The 22535-nt window shown below is 40.4% G+C and carries 19 protein-coding genes; 12 read left to right on the forward strand and 7 right to left on the reverse strand.

The window, feature by feature from the left end:
• Positions 1-373: 373 nt before the first annotated feature.
• Positions 374-1945 carry a dolichyl-phosphate-mannose--protein mannosyltransferase gene (locus tag V7K50_RS17050; protein WP_334961975.1) on the reverse strand — a complete coding sequence of 524 codons (1572 nt, stop codon included), beginning with the start codon at positions 1943-1945 and terminating at the stop codon, positions 374-376.
• A gap of 17 nt (positions 1946-1962) precedes the next feature.
• The gene (locus V7K50_RS17055; RefSeq protein ID WP_334961977.1) at positions 1963-2190 is read right to left on the reverse strand and encodes a GNAT family N-acetyltransferase; all 228 of its coding nucleotides are present in this window, start codon (positions 2188-2190) and stop codon (positions 1963-1965) included.
• Positions 2191-2492: 302 nt separating this feature from the next.
• Between V7K50_RS17055 and V7K50_RS17060 the strand changes: the two genes are divergently transcribed.
• The 4 genes from V7K50_RS17060 (at position 2493) to V7K50_RS17075 (ending at position 7770) form a co-directional block, all read left to right on the forward strand.
• Positions 2493-4181: a peroxidase family protein gene (locus V7K50_RS17060; RefSeq protein ID WP_334961979.1), complete on the forward strand. Its 1689-nt coding sequence runs from the start codon at positions 2493-2495 to the stop codon at positions 4179-4181.
• A 430-nt stretch (positions 4182-4611) separates the two neighbouring features.
• A complete protein-coding gene (locus V7K50_RS17065) occupies positions 4612-5082 on the forward strand; it encodes a tellurite resistance TerB family protein (protein WP_334961981.1) in 471 nt (156 codons plus the stop codon).
• Between the two features lie 62 nt (positions 5083-5144).
• A complete protein-coding gene (gene dacB / locus V7K50_RS17070) occupies positions 5145-6608 on the forward strand; it encodes a D-alanyl-D-alanine carboxypeptidase/D-alanyl-D-alanine endopeptidase (protein ID WP_334961983.1) in 1464 nt (487 codons plus the stop codon).
• A 265-nt stretch (positions 6609-6873) separates the two neighbouring features.
• On the forward strand, positions 6874-7770 hold the full coding sequence (locus tag V7K50_RS17075; RefSeq protein ID WP_334961985.1) for a S66 peptidase family protein: 897 nt from the start codon (positions 6874-6876) through the stop codon (positions 7768-7770).
• Between the two features lie 45 nt (positions 7771-7815).
• Here V7K50_RS17075 and V7K50_RS17080 read toward each other — a convergent pair whose 3' ends face one another.
• Both V7K50_RS17080 and V7K50_RS17085 read right to left on the reverse strand, forming a co-directional pair.
• Complete coding sequence (locus V7K50_RS17080) at positions 7816-8526, reverse strand: class I SAM-dependent methyltransferase (RefSeq protein WP_334961987.1); 711 nt, start codon at positions 8524-8526, stop codon at positions 7816-7818.
• A gap of 53 nt (positions 8527-8579) precedes the next feature.
• Positions 8580-9647 carry a glycosyltransferase family 4 protein gene (locus tag V7K50_RS17085; protein ID WP_334961989.1) on the reverse strand — a complete coding sequence of 356 codons (1068 nt, stop codon included), beginning with the start codon at positions 9645-9647 and terminating at the stop codon, positions 8580-8582.
• A 474-nt stretch (positions 9648-10121) separates the two neighbouring features.
• Here V7K50_RS17085 and V7K50_RS17090 point away from each other — a divergent pair, with 474 nt between their 5' ends.
• The 3 genes from V7K50_RS17090 to V7K50_RS17100 all read left to right on the forward strand — a co-directional run bounded on the left by V7K50_RS17090 (position 10122) and on the right by V7K50_RS17100 (position 14168).
• Positions 10122-11090 carry a glycosyltransferase gene (locus V7K50_RS17090; RefSeq protein WP_334961991.1) on the forward strand — a complete coding sequence of 323 codons (969 nt, stop codon included), beginning with the start codon at positions 10122-10124 and terminating at the stop codon, positions 11088-11090.
• A gap of 266 nt (positions 11091-11356) precedes the next feature.
• The gene (locus tag V7K50_RS17095; protein WP_334961993.1) at positions 11357-12820 is read left to right on the forward strand and encodes a class I SAM-dependent methyltransferase; all 1464 of its coding nucleotides are present in this window, start codon (positions 11357-11359) and stop codon (positions 12818-12820) included.
• Between the two features lie 28 nt (positions 12821-12848).
• Positions 12849-14168, forward strand: coding sequence for an ABC transporter substrate-binding protein (locus V7K50_RS17100; RefSeq protein WP_334961995.1), 1320 nt, complete (start codon positions 12849-12851; stop codon positions 14166-14168).
• Between the two features lie 94 nt (positions 14169-14262).
• Here the strand turns inward: V7K50_RS17100 and V7K50_RS17105 are convergent, their stop codons facing one another.
• Both V7K50_RS17105 and V7K50_RS17110 read right to left on the reverse strand, forming a co-directional pair.
• Positions 14263-14610, reverse strand: a complete 348-nt coding sequence (locus V7K50_RS17105; protein WP_334961997.1) for a hypothetical protein — start codon at positions 14608-14610, stop codon at positions 14263-14265.
• 33 nt (positions 14611-14643) lie between these two features.
• Positions 14644-15381: a hypothetical protein gene (locus tag V7K50_RS17110; protein ID WP_334961999.1), complete on the reverse strand. Its 738-nt coding sequence runs from the start codon at positions 15379-15381 to the stop codon at positions 14644-14646.
• 750 nt (positions 15382-16131) lie between these two features.
• On the opposite strand from V7K50_RS17110, the gene V7K50_RS17115 reads away from it, so the two are divergent.
• The 5 genes from V7K50_RS17115 (at position 16132) to V7K50_RS17135 (ending at position 21934) form a co-directional block, all read left to right on the forward strand.
• Positions 16132-16815 (forward strand): Npun_F0296 family exosortase-dependent surface protein, encoded by a 684-nt coding sequence (locus V7K50_RS17115; RefSeq protein WP_334962001.1) that lies wholly within the window; start codon positions 16132-16134, stop codon positions 16813-16815.
• A gap of 479 nt (positions 16816-17294) precedes the next feature.
• Positions 17295-18356, forward strand: a complete 1062-nt coding sequence (gene hemE, locus V7K50_RS17120) for a uroporphyrinogen decarboxylase (protein WP_334962003.1) — start codon at positions 17295-17297, stop codon at positions 18354-18356.
• Between the two features lie 153 nt (positions 18357-18509).
• A complete protein-coding gene (locus V7K50_RS17125) occupies positions 18510-19460 on the forward strand; it encodes an NAD-dependent epimerase/dehydratase family protein (protein ID WP_334962005.1) in 951 nt (316 codons plus the stop codon).
• A gap of 85 nt (positions 19461-19545) precedes the next feature.
• Positions 19546-20061 carry a hypothetical protein gene (locus V7K50_RS17130; protein WP_334962007.1) on the forward strand — a complete coding sequence of 172 codons (516 nt, stop codon included), beginning with the start codon at positions 19546-19548 and terminating at the stop codon, positions 20059-20061.
• A 274-nt stretch (positions 20062-20335) separates the two neighbouring features.
• Entirely contained in the window at positions 20336-21934 is a 1599-nt protein-coding gene (locus V7K50_RS17135) for a B12-binding domain-containing radical SAM protein (protein WP_334962009.1), read from the forward strand.
• 91 nt (positions 21935-22025) lie between these two features.
• Here V7K50_RS17135 and V7K50_RS17140 read toward each other — a convergent pair whose 3' ends face one another.
• The gene (locus V7K50_RS17140; protein WP_334962011.1) at positions 22026-22370 is read right to left on the reverse strand and encodes a hypothetical protein; all 345 of its coding nucleotides are present in this window, start codon (positions 22368-22370) and stop codon (positions 22026-22028) included.
• Positions 22371-22535 lie beyond the last annotated feature (165 nt).

A 22535-nucleotide genomic window follows, 5' to 3' on the forward strand; every position in this document is an offset into this window, starting at 1 on the left:
GACTGGCGTGGGTTAGGGGGGATCTACAAGTGCCTAAAATCACAGCTAAATACTTTTCAAACAACCTCTAAGGGCATCCTATTGCACTATGTTGTCCAGTAGTGAATACTTAACAAGGTAAGTTGCTAATTAGTCTTGATAAACGGTATCATAAAGCTACAAAAATCCACTTTTTAAGTACTCATAAATACCAAAAATTAAATTTTGCACTTAAAAAAAAGGCAGTTTTTGATAAATAGCAACTTTTGTTAATAGCATTGCTAAGATCATTCTTGCCACGCCCAATATTTTTCTACGAGACGCTGTGCCAACAGACCAACATCTCGTAGAGAAGAGGTGAACTGCTCAGTACAAGTGTCCAATGCCCTTTTAATTAAATCCAAGAGTTAAACCACATTCGCAGCTTATAACCATTGGGGGAAAGGGGTAAACCTAAATAAATGGGCATCCAGAAAATAAAAGCGGCCAGAATAATAAAAGTAATTGTGACACCTAGCGCCCGCAGTTGTTGATAATAACTGCGAAGACACTGATCAACAAACCAGGCGATCGCTAAAAATACGAACACCACTGCACACATGTAATGATAAATAAAAGCACACCTCGTCACCTCTACCCAAGGTAATAAGTTAGCAAAATAATTGATAACTAAGTACAAGGCAATCCAAGTATCAACACTAAGAGTTGCAGGCACAGAAAAACGCTTTTCCTTTACCAGATGAATTATGACTTGTGATACCAGCATTCCTACTAAAAACAACATAGCAGCAAGACCAAACCACCACAAAAAGGGATTGCCCATTGCATGGACATCATAAATAACTTGTCCAGCACCGGCAGGTAAAGGAGGTCCCATTACAGGTAACGGATCAGTAATACTTTCAGCCGTTTGATAATAATATGCCATTGGTCGAGTCATCAACGGCCATTTATACCAGGCAGCACAGTAAGGATGCACGTCAGGAGTATTACCACCTAAATGTAAGTGAAACTTCAAAATTTGCTGATGTACTGCAATAAATCCATAAGTTTTATCTAGTTGAAGGTGAGGAATCCAGATGATGCTGTAGATAAAAGCTGGGATAATTCCTAGATAAAACAGCATTTGAAAAATATTTAGCTGAGTCAGGTTTTGTAGTGGTGACTCAGATGAGGGTAATGAGGGGGATGAGGGAGAATAAGTAGTAACTCCTGACTTCTGACTCCTGACTTCTGACTCCTGACTTCTACCTCCTGACTTCTGACTCCTGACTCCTGACTCCTGCTTCAATGACGGGGATGTAAAAAAGAGTTTGGGGTTAGGAGAGGAATGTATCAGATGAATTACCCAAGCTGCTATCCAAGTGAAATAAGCACCTGACAGAAACCATAAACCATTCCACTTAGTACCGACTGACGCACCAAAAGCAATGCCAGCAAAAATTAACCAAAAAGAACGTCGCCGATTTTGATTATCTAATGCCAATAATAAAAACCAGTGCCCTAACAAACCAAAGATGATGATATAAATATTACTTAAGGCATAGCGAGATTCAACTAGAAAGATGCCATCACAGGCTGTGAATAAACCTGCAAGGATTGCAAAGCTACGGCGATAACTCAACTGATAAGCGATCGCAGCCACAACTAAAGGAATAAATGAGCCTGTGAGGGCGTTTAACCAACGATAAGTCCAAGGCGATCGCAATGAACCTGTAAGTCCATTCACCGTATCGTGCCAAAAAGGAATATGACTGCCAATCCAAATGCCGATACCAATAATATATTGACTCAGAGGTGGATGAGCATTAAAAAATGGTGTGTGCGTGAGATAATCATTACCGAATTTAGCATAGTAAACTTCATCAAATACTACAGTGTTGAATCGCCCCAGCCCCCAAAACCGTAAGGCGACTGAGAAGATAAATATACTCAACATTCCAATTCGGAACCATTTTTTAGTCATTTGTCATTTGTCATTGGTTAATAATTAATAGTTCGAATTGAAGCATAATTTTCTGGCTTCACTACGGCATAAATCACTGGCAAGTTCAAAATACTAAATCCGTAGTTGAGCATAACTCGTCCTGCTTCTGTTGCATAGCCTTTAGGGACTTGCGTGAAAATAAAGTCAGTAAACCGAGTTTCGACTGCGCTCAACTCTCGACGGCTGAGGGTTGAGCGCAGTCGAAACCCGGTTGGTTGGGACACTATTAACCCGGAGATCCCTTACCCCAAGAAACTCGCGGGCGGGATGCCCACCCCACAAGATGGATAATTTATTTCTTGTCAGTCCCTTACTGCTCATTTCACCCCACTACTCAAAATTAACCATGAAAGGGAGTCGGGAGTGGGGAGTCCCGATTCCCGATTCCCTACTCCCCGCCCCGAAGGTGGCGTAAAAAATCAAATCTAGACTGGTTTTCGTACTGATTCATATCGGATATTTTTTGACCACCGTGAACGATTACAATTATTTAAGCTCTTACTCAACCTTCATTAAGGAGTATTATATGAGCGGATTTGGTCACGGTACCGTCGGCATACGGGAACAAGCATTTACGACTCTGCTGCATTTAAGAGAAGAAGACTATCCGACACATCAACTTGTGGAACTTGCTGCAAGTATAAAGGGAGATGTTGATACGGTTAAAGACGGTCCCGATCCTGAAGAAAACCTTTGGGTACCAGCAGGTTATACCTACTTTGGTCAATTCATCGATCACGATCTGACCTTCGACAACACATCATCACTAAACCCAGCAGATGCTGGAGAAGAAGATCGTTTCCCTACCAACTTGCGTACCCCACGCTTTGATTTGGACTCCTTATACGGCGATGGTCCTGATGCTCAACCTTTCTTATACGCCGCGGACGGTGCCAGTTTGCTGTTCAAAGATAGCAATCAGAGTCAATCTCAAACAACTTATGAGCAAGCAACTCAAGACTTACTGCGTAGCCCCAACGGTCGCGCTATTATTGGCGATAAACGCAATGATGAAAACTCGATCATCAGCCAAATTCAATTGGCATTTGTCAGATATCACAATGCAGTGGTTAAAAAACTGAGTCAAGAGGATAAAGAACTAACTGGTACTGCCTTATTTAATCAAGCACGCAATGAGGTGCGCTGGACTTATCAAAAGCTGGTGATTGAAGACTTTTTACCGCGCATTGTCAAAGCTGAAGTGCTTGCTGACCTTCAGGAAGCCACAACACCTGAAGAGCGGGAAAACCTTTACGCCCTTTATACTCATTCTAAGCGGAAAAACTTACCCCGCGAATTTGTGGTTGCGGCTTACCGGTTTGGACACTCAGGAGTGAGGACAGGTTATCGGTTGAACAAACAGACTAGCTTGAGTATTTTCCCCTCCAGCAAGGAGTCAAAACCAGATGACGACAGTTTGCTGGGATTTGAACCACTCCCCAAAACCCATGTGATTGATGACTGGGGTCGTTTTTTTCCAAATACCCAACCTGGAGTTTTCCCCAGCGAAGATCGACGCAAAGCCGCAGATGGTAAAACAGCGAATCCTGAAGTTCGGCTACAATTCGCTTACAAAATTGATACCACCTTGGTAGATCCACTTGGTGTTTTGCCGCCCAATGTGCTGCCGACTAGCGCGACAGTTGGGGGACTGATTAAGGAAGTTGAGGATACAATAAGCCCTGACACCTTGCCAGACAAAGCAGTTCATCCGCCGCGCCCGTCGTTAGCCCTCCTCAACTTACTTCGTGGTAACATATATAAAGTGCAAGGCGGACAAGCGATCGCACATGCACTCCAAAGAAATGATTTTCCGGTTAAAATACTCGAACCAAACTACCTATCTACCAGACAACCGGCTGAGAATAAAGATAAATTTTTCCAATTTGAAGAAATCGATTCAAGTCTTCAAAGAGATACTCCTCTGTGGTTTTATATCTTGGCCGAAGCCCAAGCCTCGGTTGTGGATGCAATCAAATTAGATCCCGATGGGACGTTCCATGAAGAACAACTACTGCAAAACGATGGAGCCAAAACTCAGCTAGGCTGGGTGGGCGGTCGGATTGTAGCGGAGGTATTTTATGGTCTGTTGGATTCGGATCATGAATCCTACTTCTATGCCGCACCTGATAACTGGGAGCCGATACTAGGAGGTAATAAAGATGTCATCTTCGCTAACCTTCTCAAGTTCGCACAACTAACCGTCGGAAACTGAGCAAGTGCGCTTTTAGCGCTGATTAAGGGACTGACAAATAAAAAAACATCCCAAATTTTTTGTGGGATGGGTGTCCCCACCCGTCCGAGGTTTAGGGCGCTCATGTTGCCCACCCCACAAGATGGATAATTTATTTCTTGTCATATCATGTCCGCTTGATTACTTATCAAACCTGAAGAACCCCACCCCGCCAAAGCTCCCCTTAATCCCCTCCTGAAGAGCGGAGAGGGTTAGGGAGAGGTACTTGATAATTCAAGCCAATTAACCATTTTTATACGCAGAGTCATATATTATCTGCGTATTTTTTATGAAAAAAAAGATTTATCCCAATGTATATTTCCGCATTTTTTTGGGAATCATAAATCGAGGAAGGGTTATAAACCGCTAAGTATGACTTCCTGAAATATCACGTAACTTTTAGAGGATAATTATGTCTCAACGCAAATTGCCCAAAGGCCGTAGTGTTAGTTCAGTTGCTCTAGAACCAGAAGTTGCGATCGCAGTTATCGGACTTTTTTCCGCAGCTGCTGATGGTGAAGGTATTTCTTCGACAGAAGAATATGCTTTGAGTGAATTTCTCAGTCGGGTTGGCTTATTTGAAGATTATTCTGACGACGACTTTGAAGAATTGACCGAAAAAGTTGTCAACTTGATTGAAGAAGAAGATCCAGAAGATTTAATCGCCCAGTCCATCGAATCCTTACCAAATAAAGGTTATCGTGAAGCTGCATACATCGCCGCTATCTTAGTAGTAGGGATTGATGAAGAAGTACCCGAAAGTGAACAAGATTATATCTCTGAGCTTCAGGAAGCCTTAAAGATTTCAGACGAACGGGCACAAGAACTTATAGACGCAGTGTTCGGGGAAGAGGAAGACGAGGACGAAGACGAAGAGGAATAAGAGTATTAATTTACTCCCGTCAAACTAAGGTATTATCATCAAGTAGTTTTAATAACTATCTGATGACCAGGAAAATTTCTCTTGGCTTAATGCTGCTGTTTCTGGGTACTCAAATTGGTGTTACCCAGCCAGCAGCTAAAGCACAAACCCCAGTTGCACCAACAACTACCACCAAATCAATTTGCCCTAGCCAACTAGGAACAGCTATAGATGCTGTCATCAATCGTCCCTTATTTAGTCGGGGGCGCTGGGGAATTTTGGTACAACCCCTGTCAACTGGGCAAACTCTTTACAGTCGAGATGCTCAGAAATATTTTACTCCCGCGTCTAACCTCAAATTGCTGACAACAGCAGCTGCATTGCAACAATTAGGTGCTAATTTTCGGATTCGCACCTCTATTTATCAGAATGGTAATGGTGTTTTACGTGTTGTCGGTAGGGGAGATCCTAGCTTAAATGATACTCAACTGCAAAAATTAGCACAGCAGCTAAAGCAAAAAGGTATTACTCAAATTCGGCAATTGATCGCTGATGATAGTTATATTCAAGGTGATATTGTTAATCCCACCTGGCAATGGGAAGATGTGCAGTCAGATGATGGCGCACCAGTCAGCAGCTTTATTCTGAATCAAAATATTTTTAGCTTCAAACTTGTACCGCAAGCTGTAGGTAAATCTTTACAAGTCCTGTGGGTTGATGCTGGCGAGGCGAAACAGTGGCGGATAATTAATCAGTCAGCAACCGTTGCCCAAAATCAACCAACCTACGTCAACGTTACCCGCGAATTATCAGAAACAGGATTAAAAATTCAAGGACAACTGACAACGAATTCTGAACCGTATTTAATAAATTTGCCTGTAGTTGACCCTAGTTATTACTTCTTACGGCGCTTCCGTTCTGCTTTGGCAACAGAAAAAATTACCTTGGGGCAAACATTAGTAGTTAATGGTGGTGTTAATCAAGAGGAAGTAGCCTTTGTAGAGTCGCCACCTTTATCTGAATTATTAATGGAAACTCTTCAGAATAGTAATAATCTTTATGCCGAAGCACTGCTGAGAGCATTAGCTGTGAAAAAAACCAGAGTGAAAAATCAGACTAGTGCTGATGTCGGTTTGGAAGTTGTGAAAGCGAGTTTAACTAAATTGGGAGTTGATCCAGCAAATTATATTTTAGTGGATGGTTCGGGTTTATCACGTCGTAACTTAGTGACACCAGAAGCTTTTGTCCAAACTTTGCGGGCAATGGCAAAAACACCAACAGCATATATATATCGCGCATCTTTACCCGTGGCGGCTAAAAGTGGAACCTTGAAAAACCGCTTTCAAGATACACCTGCTGAGGGCATTGTCCAAGCAAAAACAGGTACGTTAACGGGTGTAGTTTCTCTATCTGGATATATGAATGCGCCGAAGTATGAGCCGTTGGTTTTTAGTATTATTGTTAATCAATCGGATCAGTCTGCAACAGTTGTGCGACAGGCAATTGATGAAGTTGTTGTGTTGTTAACACAGTTGCAGCGTTGTTAATATTTACCTGGACGAATATATAGCGCTTCTCAGTTGAATCAAATACAGACCTAACCCCCAGCCCCTTCCCTACAAGGGAAGGGGGGTAAGATTCAAAGCCTCTCTCCTTTTAGGAGAGAGGAATGGAAGTGAGGTCAGAGTGTATTGTATACAAACGAGAAGCGCTATAATTCGCGGCTGTACAGACAAAACCTGCCTCCGCAGGTTAGCAAACCTTTGATTTTGCGCCCAATACGTTTAAAACTTTTCACTCCTAACTTTTTTCATGCCATCCAAAATCTTACCACCGCCCTTAAAACCTGGAGACTTACTACGAGTAATTGCCCCTAGTGGTGCTTTGCGAGAATTTGAGGCATTTGAACGAAGTTTAGAAATTTGGCGATCGCGTGGCTACCAACTAGAAATCAGTCCCCAGATAGATGATAAATGGGGATATCTAGCTGGTACAGACCAAACCCGCAGTCAACAGCTAGCAGCAGCATGGCAAGATCCTGATTGTCGTGGTATTCTCTGTGCCAGAGGTGGTTTTGGCAGCACCCGCATCTTAGAAAATTGGAATTGGCCAACCTCAGCGCTTCCCAAGTGGCTCATAGGCTTTTCTGATATCACAGCTTTATTATGGAGCCTTTATACAGCAGGAATTTCCGGCGTTCACGGCCCTGTAATGACAACTTTGGTAGATGAGTCAGATTGGTCAATTGAGAGATTATTCAATTGGGTAGAAAGTAGTTCTTTCGCCCCTCTCAAAGGTTGCGGTTGGGGTGGTGGTGTGGTTACTGGTACTTTGTTACCAGGTAATCTCACAGTGGCTACTCACCTTTTGGGTACACCAATCCTGCCACATCTTGATGGTGTAATTTTGGCGTTGGAAGATGTTACAGAAGCACCTTATCGGATTGATAGGATGCTGACACAGTGGCGTTTGAGTGGTGCTTTGTCTAAAGTCTGCGGTATTGCTTTGGGGGGTTTTACTCGTTGTGAAGCGCCGCCAACTATATCTAGTTTTAGTGTAGAAGAAGTATTGCGCGATCGCTTGGGCGATTTGGGTATTCCTGTTGTTTCTGACTTACCTTTTGGCCATGATAGTCCCAACGCAGCCTTACCAGTGGGTGTAGAGGTAACTTTAGATGGAGATGCCGGAATATTAGCGATAGCGCCATAGTTTACCGCAAATATTCCATCATCCAAATTAGTCTCAAAGATTAATTTACTTCTGTATTACCACTAAATAATCCCGATCCGAATAAAAGTTTTTTCCATTTGGGTTGGATTCTTTAATCACTTTCATTTGAGCCTTTTCTATTAACCACTTAATTGTTTCTGGGGAAGTGGGCTGATACAATACTTCGTCATTATCGTATGCAGCAAACCTTGCCCAACCATTCGGTGTAGTTATATTAGTGGTATGAATAAAAGCTCTGCCGCCTGACTTGAGAGTTTTATAAATACTATTTAAGTATTTCCAAATTGTTTGTGAATCTAAATGTACAAATACATCGAAAGAATAGATAAAATCAAATTTTTCGCTAAACTCAGGTTCAAATTGACAATTTTTTATTAAATGAAACTCTATCTGAGGATATTCACTAAGCGCTGCTTCAGCGCTTTTTAGCATCTCTTCTGCTATGTCAAAACAGTATAATTTTTTTACATTTTCAACTACTTTGGCGGCAATTCTACCACCACCAACACCTATTTCTGCCACTGTGCTGTCTTGATCAATAAATGGTGTAATATATTCATTCACAATATCGACTGCATCTTGTACAGTAGCCCATTCATCACCTAAATAATTGACGTAATTATCTCTTTGATCATCTGTAATTTTTTCATTACCCAGAACAACTTGAGATTTATCCCATTTTTTGGCGTAATTGTTCCAGAATTCTTGATTAATTTCAACGTTTGATGGCTGCATTGGTAGCTCCTGTTATAGCGGTAATATTTAACTTGAACAAGATTAGTACTATATCAGTTTCTCAGAATTTTTTGAAACCACTCTTCGGTGCGATCGCCCATAGCTTTTAAAGAGTACAGAGTTTCTGCTTGCTGGCGACAAGCTTGGCGGTCAATTTCATCCAAATGCTTAATTGCTTCTACTAAACCTTGAACACTATCAGGTTCTACCAAAAAACCAGTTTTGCCTTCCTGGACAATTTCTGTTAAACCACCCCGACGGTAAGCAATTAAAGGTACTCCACAAGCAAGTGCCTCTATTGCGACATTTCCAAATGCTTCTATCCAACGAGGAGTTACTAAAAGAGATCGACATTGACCTAACTCTTTTTGTAGCTCGACTGTTGGTAAAAATCCTACATATTCTATGGGAGCATTAGGGTATTTTTGACAAATTTTCTCCCAGTAAGATACATCCTGTTTCAACCCAAATATTTTCAGTCTAATGCCGGTGATTTCTGCTGCTGCTACTGCATCTTCTAGCCCTTTTTCAGGAGCTATTCTACCTACCCATGCCAAGCTCTGAGTTGGTTTTGGGCAAAATTGATAAATAGATAAATCCAAACCATTTAGCAGACAAATACACCGTTCTGGAAAGGTGAAAGTTGCTGCTTGTGTTTGGCTGTGAACACCGATAGTATTAGGAAAATTGATTGCTACTTGTTCAATAATCTGATCCATTGCATCTGTCAAAGAACCCATGCTGATCAGATGTGCGATCGCACAGTTAAAAAATGGTGTTAAATACAGTGGCAGCCAATCATAAGCAAAATTCACAATCAAATCATAATCTGCTTGCACTTGGCGAGCATAATCCCACATATTCGCTAAAACAGAATTTTTATACAGCAAAATCGGATCACTACGACTCTGATTTTGCGCTGGTATCTGTATTAGTTCTCCGGGAATTTCTTTAATAGGTAAGGAATTGCTGATAGACCCTTGCGGTGCAACAATTTCTAATTTATGTCCTCGCCGCAGCATCTCTGTAGCAATATTAGATAAGGTCAACTCTACCCCGCCTCCCAATCCTGAACCTATAGCACCCATTGGGGTAGACATAAATAATAATTTATGGTACATTTTCGTCGTTAATGTATTTTCATCAACATCATTTTTTCACGTAAACAACATACTTATTGGGTTTCGATATGGCTCGACCCAAAACACATACAATTAAATTCAATTCTGCTTACGGTAGCAGCGAGTTGTAATTAGGTAAGGGTGAAAAACCTCTAAAAATTGACTCTGAAGTGTATGAAAAAATGTTTCTACTACTTTTTATTTCATCTTTTTTTGCTGCTAACTTTGTCTCTACGGTTTCTGGATCTAAATGTAAAAAATCTTGTAGATGATGTTTGAAGTCGAAGGAATTCTCTAAAAAGCTACTTAAGAAAGAAGGTTTAGTATGGTTTAGCATGAAAATCGTACCACAATTAAATCAATATATTCTATTATAGGATAGATGTTTACCTATTTAACTTATTATGAGTCGTAAACAATGAGACTAAATGTAGTATATTGGAGCAATAATTTCTAATCAAGAGACATTCTTACATGAAAATAGCGTTAGTTGCTGGAGGTTATATTCCTACACCTCCCTTATCAAATTCTATTTTAACTCTGATGCAAGAGTATAAATATTTTTTAGAGCAGATTGGACATCAAATAGATATTTTTAACAATAAAGATATTAATGAAGTCATAGATAAAATAAATAATGGAAGTTACGATTTTGTCCATTTACACGCCTATCAATTTGTTAGCGAATTCAATAAAAGTCTTAAAAATAAGTATTGTTTTACCTGCCATAATGGTTATTTCTTAAAAGAAGACAAATGGGAGGAAGATTTTAAACAAGGATTTAAACATTACTTAAATGCACCTGGGATAATTGCTCTTTCTTGTGCAACAAAAGATATTTTTCTGAAAGCAGGCTATTCTGGATACATATCAACACAAGTAAACGGTATTGATACTCAAAAACTCGATTTTCAAGAACAAGGAAATAATAAAGCTATTTGTTTAGGTTGGATTCAACCAAGAAAGCAGCAGAAATTATTGGCAGAAAGAATAGATGGAAAAATCGCAATAGATTTTGTTGGACCTTTAGATGATCCTGATTTTGTAGAAGGAAGCACAACAAAATATTTAGGCGTATGGAGTTTAAAACAAGTTTATTCACATCTTACAAATTATAGTTGTTTGGTTTTAATTAGTGATGGAGAAGTTGCACCCCTCGTAGTACTAGAAGCAATGGCAGCAGGTTTATGTATAGTTGTTTCGGAATCTGCTAGCGCTAACTTACACTCTAAAGATTTTATTAGAGTTTTGCCAGATGATATATTAACCAATGCTACTGCCGAAAACCAAAAAATTGTTTGTGACGCAATTCTTGATTTGATTGATAAAAATAAATTTTTACGCCAAGAAATCGTAGAATATGTTAGGGAAAACTTTGATTTTAGTCACATTATCAAAAACTATATTCAGATGATTGACGAATTTATGAAATTTCACCATTAGTGGCAGCATCCCAAATGTGCAAAAACCTTGATAGCCCTAACCCCCTTATCCCAAAGATGGGAGAAGGGGAACTAGAATTATGTCTCCCCTCTCCCAAAGATGGGAGAGGGGCTGGGGATGAGGGAAAAGATTTAAGCAAAATTGGGATGCTCCCCTATTAGTAGACCATCAATCAGCAACTATCTCTGCTAAGACTAGATCGCATCAAGGGTTATGGATTTAGCAGTTTTAGATCAAAAATTAGGAGATTTAAGGAAAAACGAATCATGAATAAAGAAACGATAGAATTTATTGAAAGATCATTGTTAATAGATGGAGATTATGTTTCAGTTGGGTTTGAAATAATCAAGCCAGATAAATGTTTTACCAACATGATTACAGAAGATACAAATGCTTCTGACTGGCCTTATTTAAGACGCGAAATTCCTCATAAATGGTATGTAGATAAAAGAGAAACCTATGTAGGATTTCTCAGTCGAGATGAAGCTCATATTCTTTATAATACTGCCCTCAAATTTAGAGGTAAAAAAGCTTTAGAAATTGGCTGTTGGTATGGTTGGTCTGCTTGTCACTTAGCTTTAGCAGGAGTAGAGTTAGATGTAATTGATCCCCTGCTAGAAAAAGCAGATATGTATGAAAGTGTGACTAATTCTTTGCAGTCTGCGGGTGTTCTTGACAGAGTTAATTTAGTAAGCGGTTATAGTCCTCAAAAAGTAGAGGAATTAGCAGAAAAATCACAGCGTAAGTGGTCGTTGTTTTTCATTGACGGTTCTCATGAAGCTCCCTGTCCACTCAATGATGCGATGATTTGCGAACAATTTGCAGAGCCAGATGCTTTAATTTTATTTCATGATTTGAATGCTCCTGATGTTGCCCAAGGCTTGGATTACTTAAAGCAAAATGGCTGGAACACAATGATTTATCAAACTATGCAAATAATGGGGGTTGCTTGGCGCGGAAATGTTGAGCCAGTGCAACATCAGCCCGATCCAGATATTAATTGGAGTTTACCAGAGCATTTAAAAAACTATTATGTGAGTGAATTATCAACAGATTCAGTAAATGAATTTCTGGAAATTATTACTGCTATCCGTCCCTACACTTTATTGGGTGAAGCACGTTTATTTTCACTCTATTCTCTGGCCAAGAAAATTTGTCTAGAAGATATTCCCGGAAACTTTGTTGAATGTGGAAGTTGTAAAGGGGGAGCAGCAGCGCTTTTAGCATCTGTAATCCAGCGCTACAGCCTTAGCCCACGTTTAGTTTATGCTTGTGATACTTTTGAAGGAATGCCTGCACCGATAGAAATTGATCTACACAACGGGATAGCCGCAAATGAAACGGGGTTTGGAGTTGGCACTTTAAAAGCTCCAATTGCAGAAAATATCCAGTTGATTTGTAAATTATTAAAAGTTCAAGACATTGTTGTACCTGTTAAGGGTTTATTTGCTCAAACATTACCTCAATATAAGTCTGAGATAGGTAATATTGCCTTACTACATGCCGATGGTGACTGGTATGAATCAACAATGGATATCTTCAATAATCTTTATGACAATGTTGTTCCAAATGGCATGATTCAGGTAGATGACTACGGCCATTGGGATGGTTGTCAAAAAGCCTTACATGAGTTTGAGCGTTTGAGAGGTGAGCAATTTAATCTACGTCGAATTGACTATACTGGGGTGTGGTTTAAAAAGGGTGAAGTGATAAATATCCAACACATATAGACTTTCCAAAGTTCCTCTAAAAAGTTGCATGAAAGTTACCCTTTTCCAATCCCAAATTCAGAATTTTTACCGCCAGTTGACCAGTTCTACTTGGCGGCTGTGGCTGATAGGAATTATTCTGAGTATATTTTTCATATTATTATATGGTTGTCAGGGGACAGCCCAGAATAATGAGAGAATAATTCATCTGAATTTATGGCAATCAATCAATCCTCCTGCTAATCGGGATGTATTTGATAAATTAGTAGATAAATTTAATCAGACTCATACTGATATTCAGGTGGAATCTATCTTTGTAGGTCAACCCCAATTGCCAAAAATATTAACAGCAGTTGTGGGCAATGCGCCTCCAGATATTCTCTCATTCGACCCTCAATTGACGGGTCAGTTTATGGAACTAGGGGCAATTCGACCTTTAGAAGAATGGCTGGAGAAGTTTCCATTAAAGTCGGAAATTAGCCCCAACTTATGGGAAGAATTAAAATTAGATGGTCATCTTTGGTCAATTCCACTCTCCACTAGTAATGTAGGCATTTTTTACCGGCCTAAACTTTTCCAAGCTGCGGGAATTACACAAATTCCTAAAACTTGGGAAGAGTTGAGGGAAGTTGCCAAAAAATTAACTATAGACCGGAATGGCGACAATCGACCCGAACAGTACGGAATTTTACTGCCTTTGGGGAAGGGAGAATGGACTGTATTTACTTGGTTCCCCTTTTTATTGAGCGCTGGTGGAGAAATTGTTACCAATAACCGTCCAAATTTGACGAATCCAGGTGCGATCGCAGCGTTACAATTTTGGCAAGACCTATTAAAAGATGGTTCAGCAACCCTTTCTTCCCCAGAGCGAGGTTATGAAGAAGATGCTTTTATTGCAGGTCGTGTTGCTATGCAGATCACAGGCCCTTGGACTTATATCATGAAGTCCAACGTTGACTTTAATGTATTCCCCATCCCTGCAAGTGTGAAGCCAGCTACCGTTACAGGTACTGGAAATATCTATTTGATGAAGACTACACCAGCAAGAGAACAAGCCGCACTCAAATTTTTAGAGTATGTTTTAAGTGAAAAATTCCAAACAGAATGGAGTATAGGGACGGGTTTTTTACCAGTTAACCTCAAATCTGCCCAAAGTCAGGCTTATCAAGAATTTCTCCAGCAAAAACCTGTTTTGAAAGTCTTTATTGACCAAATGCCTGTAGCAGGTTCTCGACCAATCATTCCTGGCTATACTCGTTTGTCTGATAGTCTTGGTAGAGCGATCGAGGCGACATTAATGGGTGAGTCTTCCCAAAAAGCCCTGAAGACAGCACAAGAGCGTTTAGAACTGATTTGGGATGACAAATAAATGAGACTGGGTTGGCTTGATTGACACTCCCCGGCGTGAACGCACGGGGATTCTTGGTTCGCTGAGATCACTTAACTTAGATTCCTTGTTCAGTTTAGTTTGTGTTTGGTCGCAAATTTCCAACAAAATAGGAGCAATTAGAACTAGATTCCTTGTTCAGTTTAGTTTGTGTTTGGTCGCAAATTTCCAACAAAATAGGAGCAATTAGAACTTCACGTTTTGCAGGTTCACTAATCGGGTTAAGGCGCATGATATTGCGCCGTAGGTAACGCTGCAAAAACTCTAAATAGTCAACTACACCTAAATATTGTGGTAGTTGTAGCGAGGCGCGTTCGTAACTACATCCCAGTTCCGCCAAGATGTCTGCTGGGGCATAAGGTAATTCCAAATACTTACTAAATTTATAACTTTGACCGGGTTGGAGAATGCGTGGGCGAGTCATAAACATTAAGGCGATGGAATATATCGACAAAAGTCAGGGAGAAATTCCAGCTTTGGGGTGTAAATTTCTTTTCAATGTACACAGGCCAATTGCTGGTATAGCTCCCAGAATCACTGCTGTCAGTCCTTGTCCACTCCAATATAATATGGGAGTACGGTAGGTTTCTGGAATCAAATTTTGCACAATAAAAAGCAACCAAACCAAAATAGTGATCCAGAAGAAAGAGATTGAGGGTAAAAAATTCCACCACCAAATGTCTGCGGTATATCGCCTCAATACCAGCCATTGGCTAATACCCAGCCAAATTCCAGAAATAATATAAGCGATCGCAGACAAAAATCCCAAAATCAAAGTATCTTCAGAAGATGATGAAGCAATGGTTGAAATGTAGTTAATCCAAGCTGTAGAAACGCCGTTGGCAATCAGCCAACCAACGCTAGTAGCAAATAGCCACTGCCAACCTGGTAAATATCGATAAACGACAAGGCTCTGGTCAGCAGCAAAAATCATTGCAAATACAACATTACTGAGACTTCTGACCAAAATGCTCCATGTTTGTGGTTGGATAGCAGCGCTAGATGAAAGACTTTGGAGAACAATTTTCTCTAAAGCGATACTGACAACGCCACCGACAACCCAGCCGATGAGGGTCATTAAGGTAAACTGAGTAAAGAACCTCTGTCGCTGCGATCGCGGAATCAAAAACTTTCCTGGATTAGGCTCGTTATTAGCAGATGCAACACCATCAGGACTGTTAGAGTCAGTTTGCATAGAAAGTTAGGGGAGTGAGGGAATAGGGAGATAGGGGAGATAGGGGAGATAGGGAAGCAGAGGGAGAATAACTAATACTTCTCTACGAGAGGCTGCGCCAACGGCAACGTTCAGTACAACTACCCAATGCCCAATGCTCAATATATTGATTCTTGTTTTACCCTATTTCTCAATCGCCAGTCCCTATTTTCCATTCCCCATTACCCCTTATCCCCAGAGGGGACCCCACCTTCCCCACTCGCCACTTCCCCAAGGCGAGAATATTATGTCAATAATAACAGTCTATTCTCAATAGAGTCTCAACTAATCTCATTAACATATACTTGTTCCTAAAGATTTAGGGATAGCCCATCATAAACATCGCTTTGAGTCTTGGAAACTCAACCAAACGAGAAATGGTGATTTTTTTGTTGGTTCTTAACCTTGGTTGCGATCGAGAGTAATTTAGATGCGTTTTTCCTGCCCAGATATGAATTACATAAGTAGCTTCACTTAATCTTTAAAGATATTTTAGTATATACACCGTATCTTTTGCGAGTTACAAATATCAAAATAGTTAGTATTACAAAGCATGAAGATCAACTTACATCTTCGGGCTTGTTTTACAGAAGAACGATCAGTTGCAAAGACCTAATAATCTTTGTGATTTTCTTCTAATTCGTTGGAGTAATGAAACCAGTTTTTCATAGCTAGGTTTCAAGAACAGTTCAGTCTTAACTATCTTTGTGTTCTTCAAGGTTTATTACTAAAATGCTGCAAAAAATCTCCTTGGCTTTACTCGGAACAACTGCTGTGATCATGAGTGCAAATCCAGCTAGTGCTGTGACTATGCAAGTCACCACTGGCCAGTTTTCTAGCTACGCTGATGCCAAAACTGTCACCTTTGATGATGGCACAGCAAATGACCCTAATGGATTTGCGACTTACTCTAATATTACTAATAACATTGTTCAAGGTAGCGTATCTAATCAATACGCCTCACCTTATGGAGATAACACCAAATTTCTAGCAATTTCCCCAGTAGGTAGTAATGTTGTAGGTGACACTGGTTTTGTCAATATTAATTTCAAACAAGCTGTTAATTACTTCGGTTTTTATGCAGGTTCATTGGATAGTTACAACTATATTGACATTTACAATGGGAATCAGTTGTTAAAGACTTTTAGTGGTTCAGACGTGCCAACTGCTACAGCAAATGGTAACCAGACTAGCCTTCAATCTAATCTCTTTATCAATCTTGTCGGTGGAACAGGAGAAACATTTAACCGAGTTGTGCTGCGCTCAGATGGTGTTGCCTTTGAAACAGATAACCACGCCTATAGACTAGCCAGCGTTCCTGAATCTAATGCGATGTTAGGTGTGTTAGCAATTGGTGCTTGTGGTATGACTTCACTCTTCAAGCGCTCACAACATAAAGCTACAGTAAAAGGATAAATTTACCAGCACACCTGTTGAAAAGCCTTAAGGATGTGTCTCTACGCCAGACGTAGAGACACATTTGTTATTTGTCATAAGTAAGTGGACGTGAATAATTAAAGGTTTGTAGTAAGCGGCTCTAGCCGCTTACTACAAACCTTTAATTATTTTTATATTACGTAACATAGTTTTATTTATTGTTGCCCACTTATTTAGAGTTTTCCTCATACATTCCCTTGATGTAGAAGTGAGAGGCGCATTTCTACGTGGGACTGAAAACGATGATTTTATGGGAGAAGCCAAAAAAACAATAACTTGTAGCACTTGCTGGCATTAATACTGTAGTCAAGCCAACCGAGCGCTCATATCCAAATAATCAAAATATTATAAAATATTACTATTATGCCCTGCTATTCACCTTTTCCTGAAAACCTGCTGGAAAAGCGTAATCCCAGAATGATAAGCTAAACAGTGGCATAAATAGGATGAAGTAATAAATGGGTGTTTATTCAACGACTCCTCATCTCTTAAGGGCTGCTCGTGGTGAAGTAGTAGATCGTCCCCCTGTATGGATGATGCGACAAGCGGGACGATATATGAAGGCATATCGAGACTTAAGAGATAAGTATCCTTCGTTTCGCGATCGCTCCGAAATTCCAGAAGTAGCAATTGAAGTTTCCTTGCAACCGTGGAAAGCCTTCCAACCAGATGGAGTAATTTTATTTTCTGATATTGTCACCCCATTACCTGGTTTGGGTATTGATATGGACATTGCAGAAGGTAAAGGGCCAATCATTCACTCGCCCCTCCGCACTCAAGAACAAATTGATCTTCTGCGTCCTTTAGAACCAGAAGCAGATCTACCATTTATCAAGACAATTTTGCAAGCGCTGCGTTCGGAAGTAGACGATAAGTCAACGGTGTTGGGCTTTGTGGGTGCGCCGTGGACGTTAGCAGCTTATGCAGTTGAAGGAAAAGGTTCTAAAACCTACTCCATCATCAAAAACATGGCATTTTCCGATCCGACGATATTGCATCAACTGTTAGCTAAACTAGCAGATGCGATCGCCATCTATGCCCGCTACCAAATTGACTCTGGCGCTCAAGTTGTGCAAATGTTCGATTCTTGGGCGGGTCAATTGAGTCCTCAAGATTATGATACCTTTGCTCTCCCCTATCAGCAGCGAGTTTTTCAACAAGTCAAGCAAACCCACCCCGATACACCTTTAATTTTGCTAGTTAGCGGTAGCGCGGGTGTGTTGGAAAGAATGGCACAATCTGGCGCTGATATTGTCAGTGTAGACTGGGCTGTAGATATGGCAGACGCACGAGCCAGATTGGGTAAGCAAGTCAAAGTTCAAGGAAATCTTGACCCAGGCGTGTTATTTGGCTCTAAACAGTTTATCCGCGATCGCATTCTTGATACCGTTCGCAAAGCTGGTAATTGGGGTCACATTCTCAATCTCGGTCACGGTGTCTTACCAGAAACTCCCGAAGAAAATGTCGCTTTCTTCTTTGAAACAGCAAAGGAATTGAATCTTGCAGGAGTTAAGGGTTAGGAGTTATGAGTTATGAAGTTATCAGTTGTGAGGTGCAGAGTTATTTTTAACTCTCACTTCCAACTCCTAACTTTATTTTTAACTCCTGATTCGGAACTTTTAACTTTATTTTTAACTCTTCACTTTTAACTCCTAAATTTTAATAAATTATCTATGAGCCAGAAACGGATTTTAGTGACTGGTGCAAGCGGTTGTGTAGGTCATTATTTAACAGAAGCCTTAATTAAGGAAACAGATCACGAACTGTATCTACTAGTTAGGAACCCAAGTAAACTGCAAGTTGATACTAAGGCACGTTCCGGTATCAACGTTTTACAAGGTGATATGCAAAATATTCGCCAGTTTGCCGATTTGCTATCTACAATTGATACGGCGGTACTCACAGCCACAGCTTGGGGTGGTGATGAGACATTTGATATTAATGTCGTCAAGACTATAGAGTTGCTGGAACTGCTAGATCCAGAACTTTGCCAGCAGGTAATTTATTTTTCGACAGCTAGCGTTTTGGATCGGTACAATCAACCATTGAAAGAAGCCGGGAAAATTGGGACAGATTATATCCGTTCTAAATATGAGTGCTTAGAGAAAAAAGAAAAATTAGCGATCGCACCCAAAATTACCACAGTTTTTCCCACTGTAGTATTGGGCGGTGATGCCAATAAACCCTATTCTGCTGTCACATCTGGCATTCCAGAAGTTACGAAATATATTAATATAATTCGCTTTTTGGAAGCAGATGGCAGTTTTCACTTTATCCACGGACGAGATATTGCTACTGTCGTGCGATATTTAATTGATCATCCTGTCAAAAACGATCAACCACGTCGGCTTGTTTTAGGTCAAGCACCCTTAACTGCTAATCAAGCAGTGAAGCAAGTTTGTGCATATTTGGGCAAAAAGATTTACTTTCGCATTCCCATATCTTTAGCATTAGCTAATTTGATTATTATTCTGTTCCGCATTCAGATGGCGGCTTGGGATAGGTTTTGCATGAACTATCGGCATTTTACTTATGAAAAATTCATCAATCCCGGTAGTTTCGGCTTGCCAAATTATTGTGAAACTATGACTGATGTTTTAAAAATCAGTGGCGTTAAACCTTAGCCAGTAAGGGAGTTTATACCTTCCTGGTTTGATAAGGCGAAAAAATAATGAGCATTAACTTGCTAGTAACTTCTTAGGTAATGTGATGATCGTTAGTGTTGTGCGATTTAGAGGCAACATTCGTTGGTTTCAGTCTGATATAGATATCTGGATACTTGACTGGAACAAGTGGCGGCATGAATTTTTAAATGCTGGCTATGAGGTTCCAGAACTAGACGGTTCTGAAAGATTTGGAATTACTGTAGTTAACCAAGAGACTGCGGAAAGATTTCTATCAGCAGTTTCGATTTTCGAGATATCTAAGAATAATTTGCACACCGAATTGCTTACCCATTATAAAAATGCAAAATCATGGTGGGATGTTTCAGATCTATTTCCCACAGTATTTGTTGATTTTGATAAAAATCGGGTTGGTGCATTTTACTTTGAAGGTACTAGGATAGAGAGGTATGTTCCAGATGGGTGGATTGGAGAGTTTGTAGACTTTGCTAATACCTACAACGAAGACGTATTTCCATCTAGCGAGAAATTTTGGATTTCAGATGGTTTTGACATACTTAAAATCCTTAACGAGCGAGGTAGTATGTTGAATGGTACATAAATTAGATTGGTACTAATTTTTTGACTTGCGGCAGACGCAATGAGGAGCATTTCCAGGTTCTACCTGGAAACGAGGTTTTAATACAGACCACTCGTAAGGGCACAGCATTGCTGTGCCCCTACCATCGGGAGCATCCAAACGAGAACTGCTATAGTTACCCATTTGAGGGAAGTCAAAATATCAGTGGTAGAATAAAACAACTTTAATAAAAAGTCAATAACTCTTAATTTTCGTTAGAGTGGGATAACAATCAAAGTGTGAGGATTGATACTAAATGCGAATTTTATTAGTGTATCCGATATTTCCCAAAACCTTTTGGTCTTATGAAAAAATCTTGGAGTTAGTCGATCGCAAAGTTTTATTACCACCTCTGGGTTTAGTAACAGTAGCCGCGATTCTGCCCCAAGAATGGGAATTCAAGCTAGTCGATCGCAACATCCGCACAGCAACCGAAGCAGAATGGGCATGGGCAGATGTGGTAATTCTCTCTGCGATGATTGTCCAAAAACAAGATTTACTTGACCAAATCCAGGAAGCAAAAAAACGTGGCAAGTTAGTCGCAGTTGGCGGTCCCTACCCCACCTCTGTACCTCACGAAGTTGAAAATGTTGGTGCAGATTTTCTAATTCTGGATGAAGGGGAAATCACCCTACCCATGTTTATTGAGGCAATTCAACGGGGCGAAACATCTGGAACTTTCCGTGCCACAGAAAAACCTGATGTCACAGGCACACCAATACCCCGCTTTGATTTATTAGAATTGGATGCTTATGATATGATGTCGGTGCAGTTTTCGCGCGGGTGTCCCTTCCAGTGCGAATTTTGCGACATTATTGTTCTCTACGGACGCAAACCGCGCACCAAAGCCCCAGCCCAACTTTTAGCAGAGTTAGATTACCTCTATGAATTGGGTTGGCGGCGGGGTGTGTTCATGGTGGATGACAACTTTATTGGCAACAAACGAAATGTGAAATTGTTGCTGAAAGAGTTAAAAGTCTGGATGGCAGAACACAAGTATCCCTTCCGATTTGACACTGAAGCTTCAATTGACTTAGCCCAAGACGCAGAAATGTTGGAGTTAATGGTTGAGTGTGGTTTCTCGGCGGTGTTTTTGGGAATCGAAACGCCGGATGAAGATAGTTTGCAAATGACCAAGAAGTTTCAAAATACTCGCAGTTCTCTAACTGAGGCAGTGGAAACCATCATCAAAGCGGGATTGCGCCCAATGGCTGGGTTTATTATCGGCTTTGATGGCGAAAAAGCAGGCGCAGGCGATCGCATTGTCCGCTTTGCTGAACAAGCAGCAATTCCCTCTACTACATTTGCCATGTTGCAAGCGTTACCTAACACCGCGCTTTGGCATCGCCTGAAAAAAGAAGGACGGCTACGGGAAAATGAAAGTGCCAATATTAACCAGACAACATTGATGAACTTCCTCCCCACCCGTCCCCTGGAAGAACTTGCCAGAGAATATATTGAGGCATTTTGTACTTTATACGACCCAGTACAATACTTGGATCGTACCTATCGCTGCTTCTTGATGATGGGTTTGCCGAGTTGGAAAGCCCCAGCCAAAATGCCAGAGTGGGTAGTTGTAAAAGCGTTGCTGATTGTAATTTGGCGACAAGGAATCAAACGGGAAACCCGTTGGAAGTTCTGGCATCATTTGTTTAGCATTCTCAAGCGTAACCCTGGAGTTATTGAGCATTACATCTCTGCTTGCGCCCACAACGAGCATTTTCTGGAGTATCGCCAAATAGTCCGCGATCAAATTGAAAGTCAGCTAGCTGAATATCTAGCACAAGGTGCAGAAACTCCTTATGTGCTGGTAAAGGAAAAAGTTGAAGAAAAAGCTGAAGCGGTAGTTAGTTAAGGGTGGTAACGGTTAATAGGTAAGAGTTAAAAAATTACTTATTACCCGTTACTAAAACCAGTATGCGCCTGTACCTTGCTATAAGTTGAAATTACTTTACGATCATGCGCTTAAAATAATACTCTCCTATCCCAGTTATTTGAAAAATTAACTCTGCTGCTTTACTCATCAAGGAAGTGTTAATCTCAAGTTGATAATTCTCCTGCTTTGAAACCTCCATCACAACTTTACTGAAATCGGCATTACCTTTCCTCGCACCCAAACCATTAATTGCACATTCAATTTGCCTCACGCCGCAACTGAAAGCAATGAGTGAATTATCTACCGCCATACCCAAATCATCATGACAGTGGACTGAAACGACAACTTGATCAATATTTGGTACTCGATTAAAAATCATTTGCAGAAGTTGCGAAAACTCTTCTGGCGAAGCCAAACCTAAAAATCTTTTTGAGAACTTCCTGGATAACCAACTTCAATAATATCTACTCCCATTTCTTCGAGTAATATTATGTCCGGTAAATCACTTACGATTAAACTCCGATTTTAATCCACCAATGAAAACCAGTTAACCCTTGAATAAAATCTTTCATTTGTAGCA

Source organism: Nostoc sp. (assembly GCF_036917135.1).
Classification (GTDB): domain Bacteria; phylum Cyanobacteriota; class Cyanobacteriia; order Cyanobacteriales; family Nostocaceae; genus Nostoc.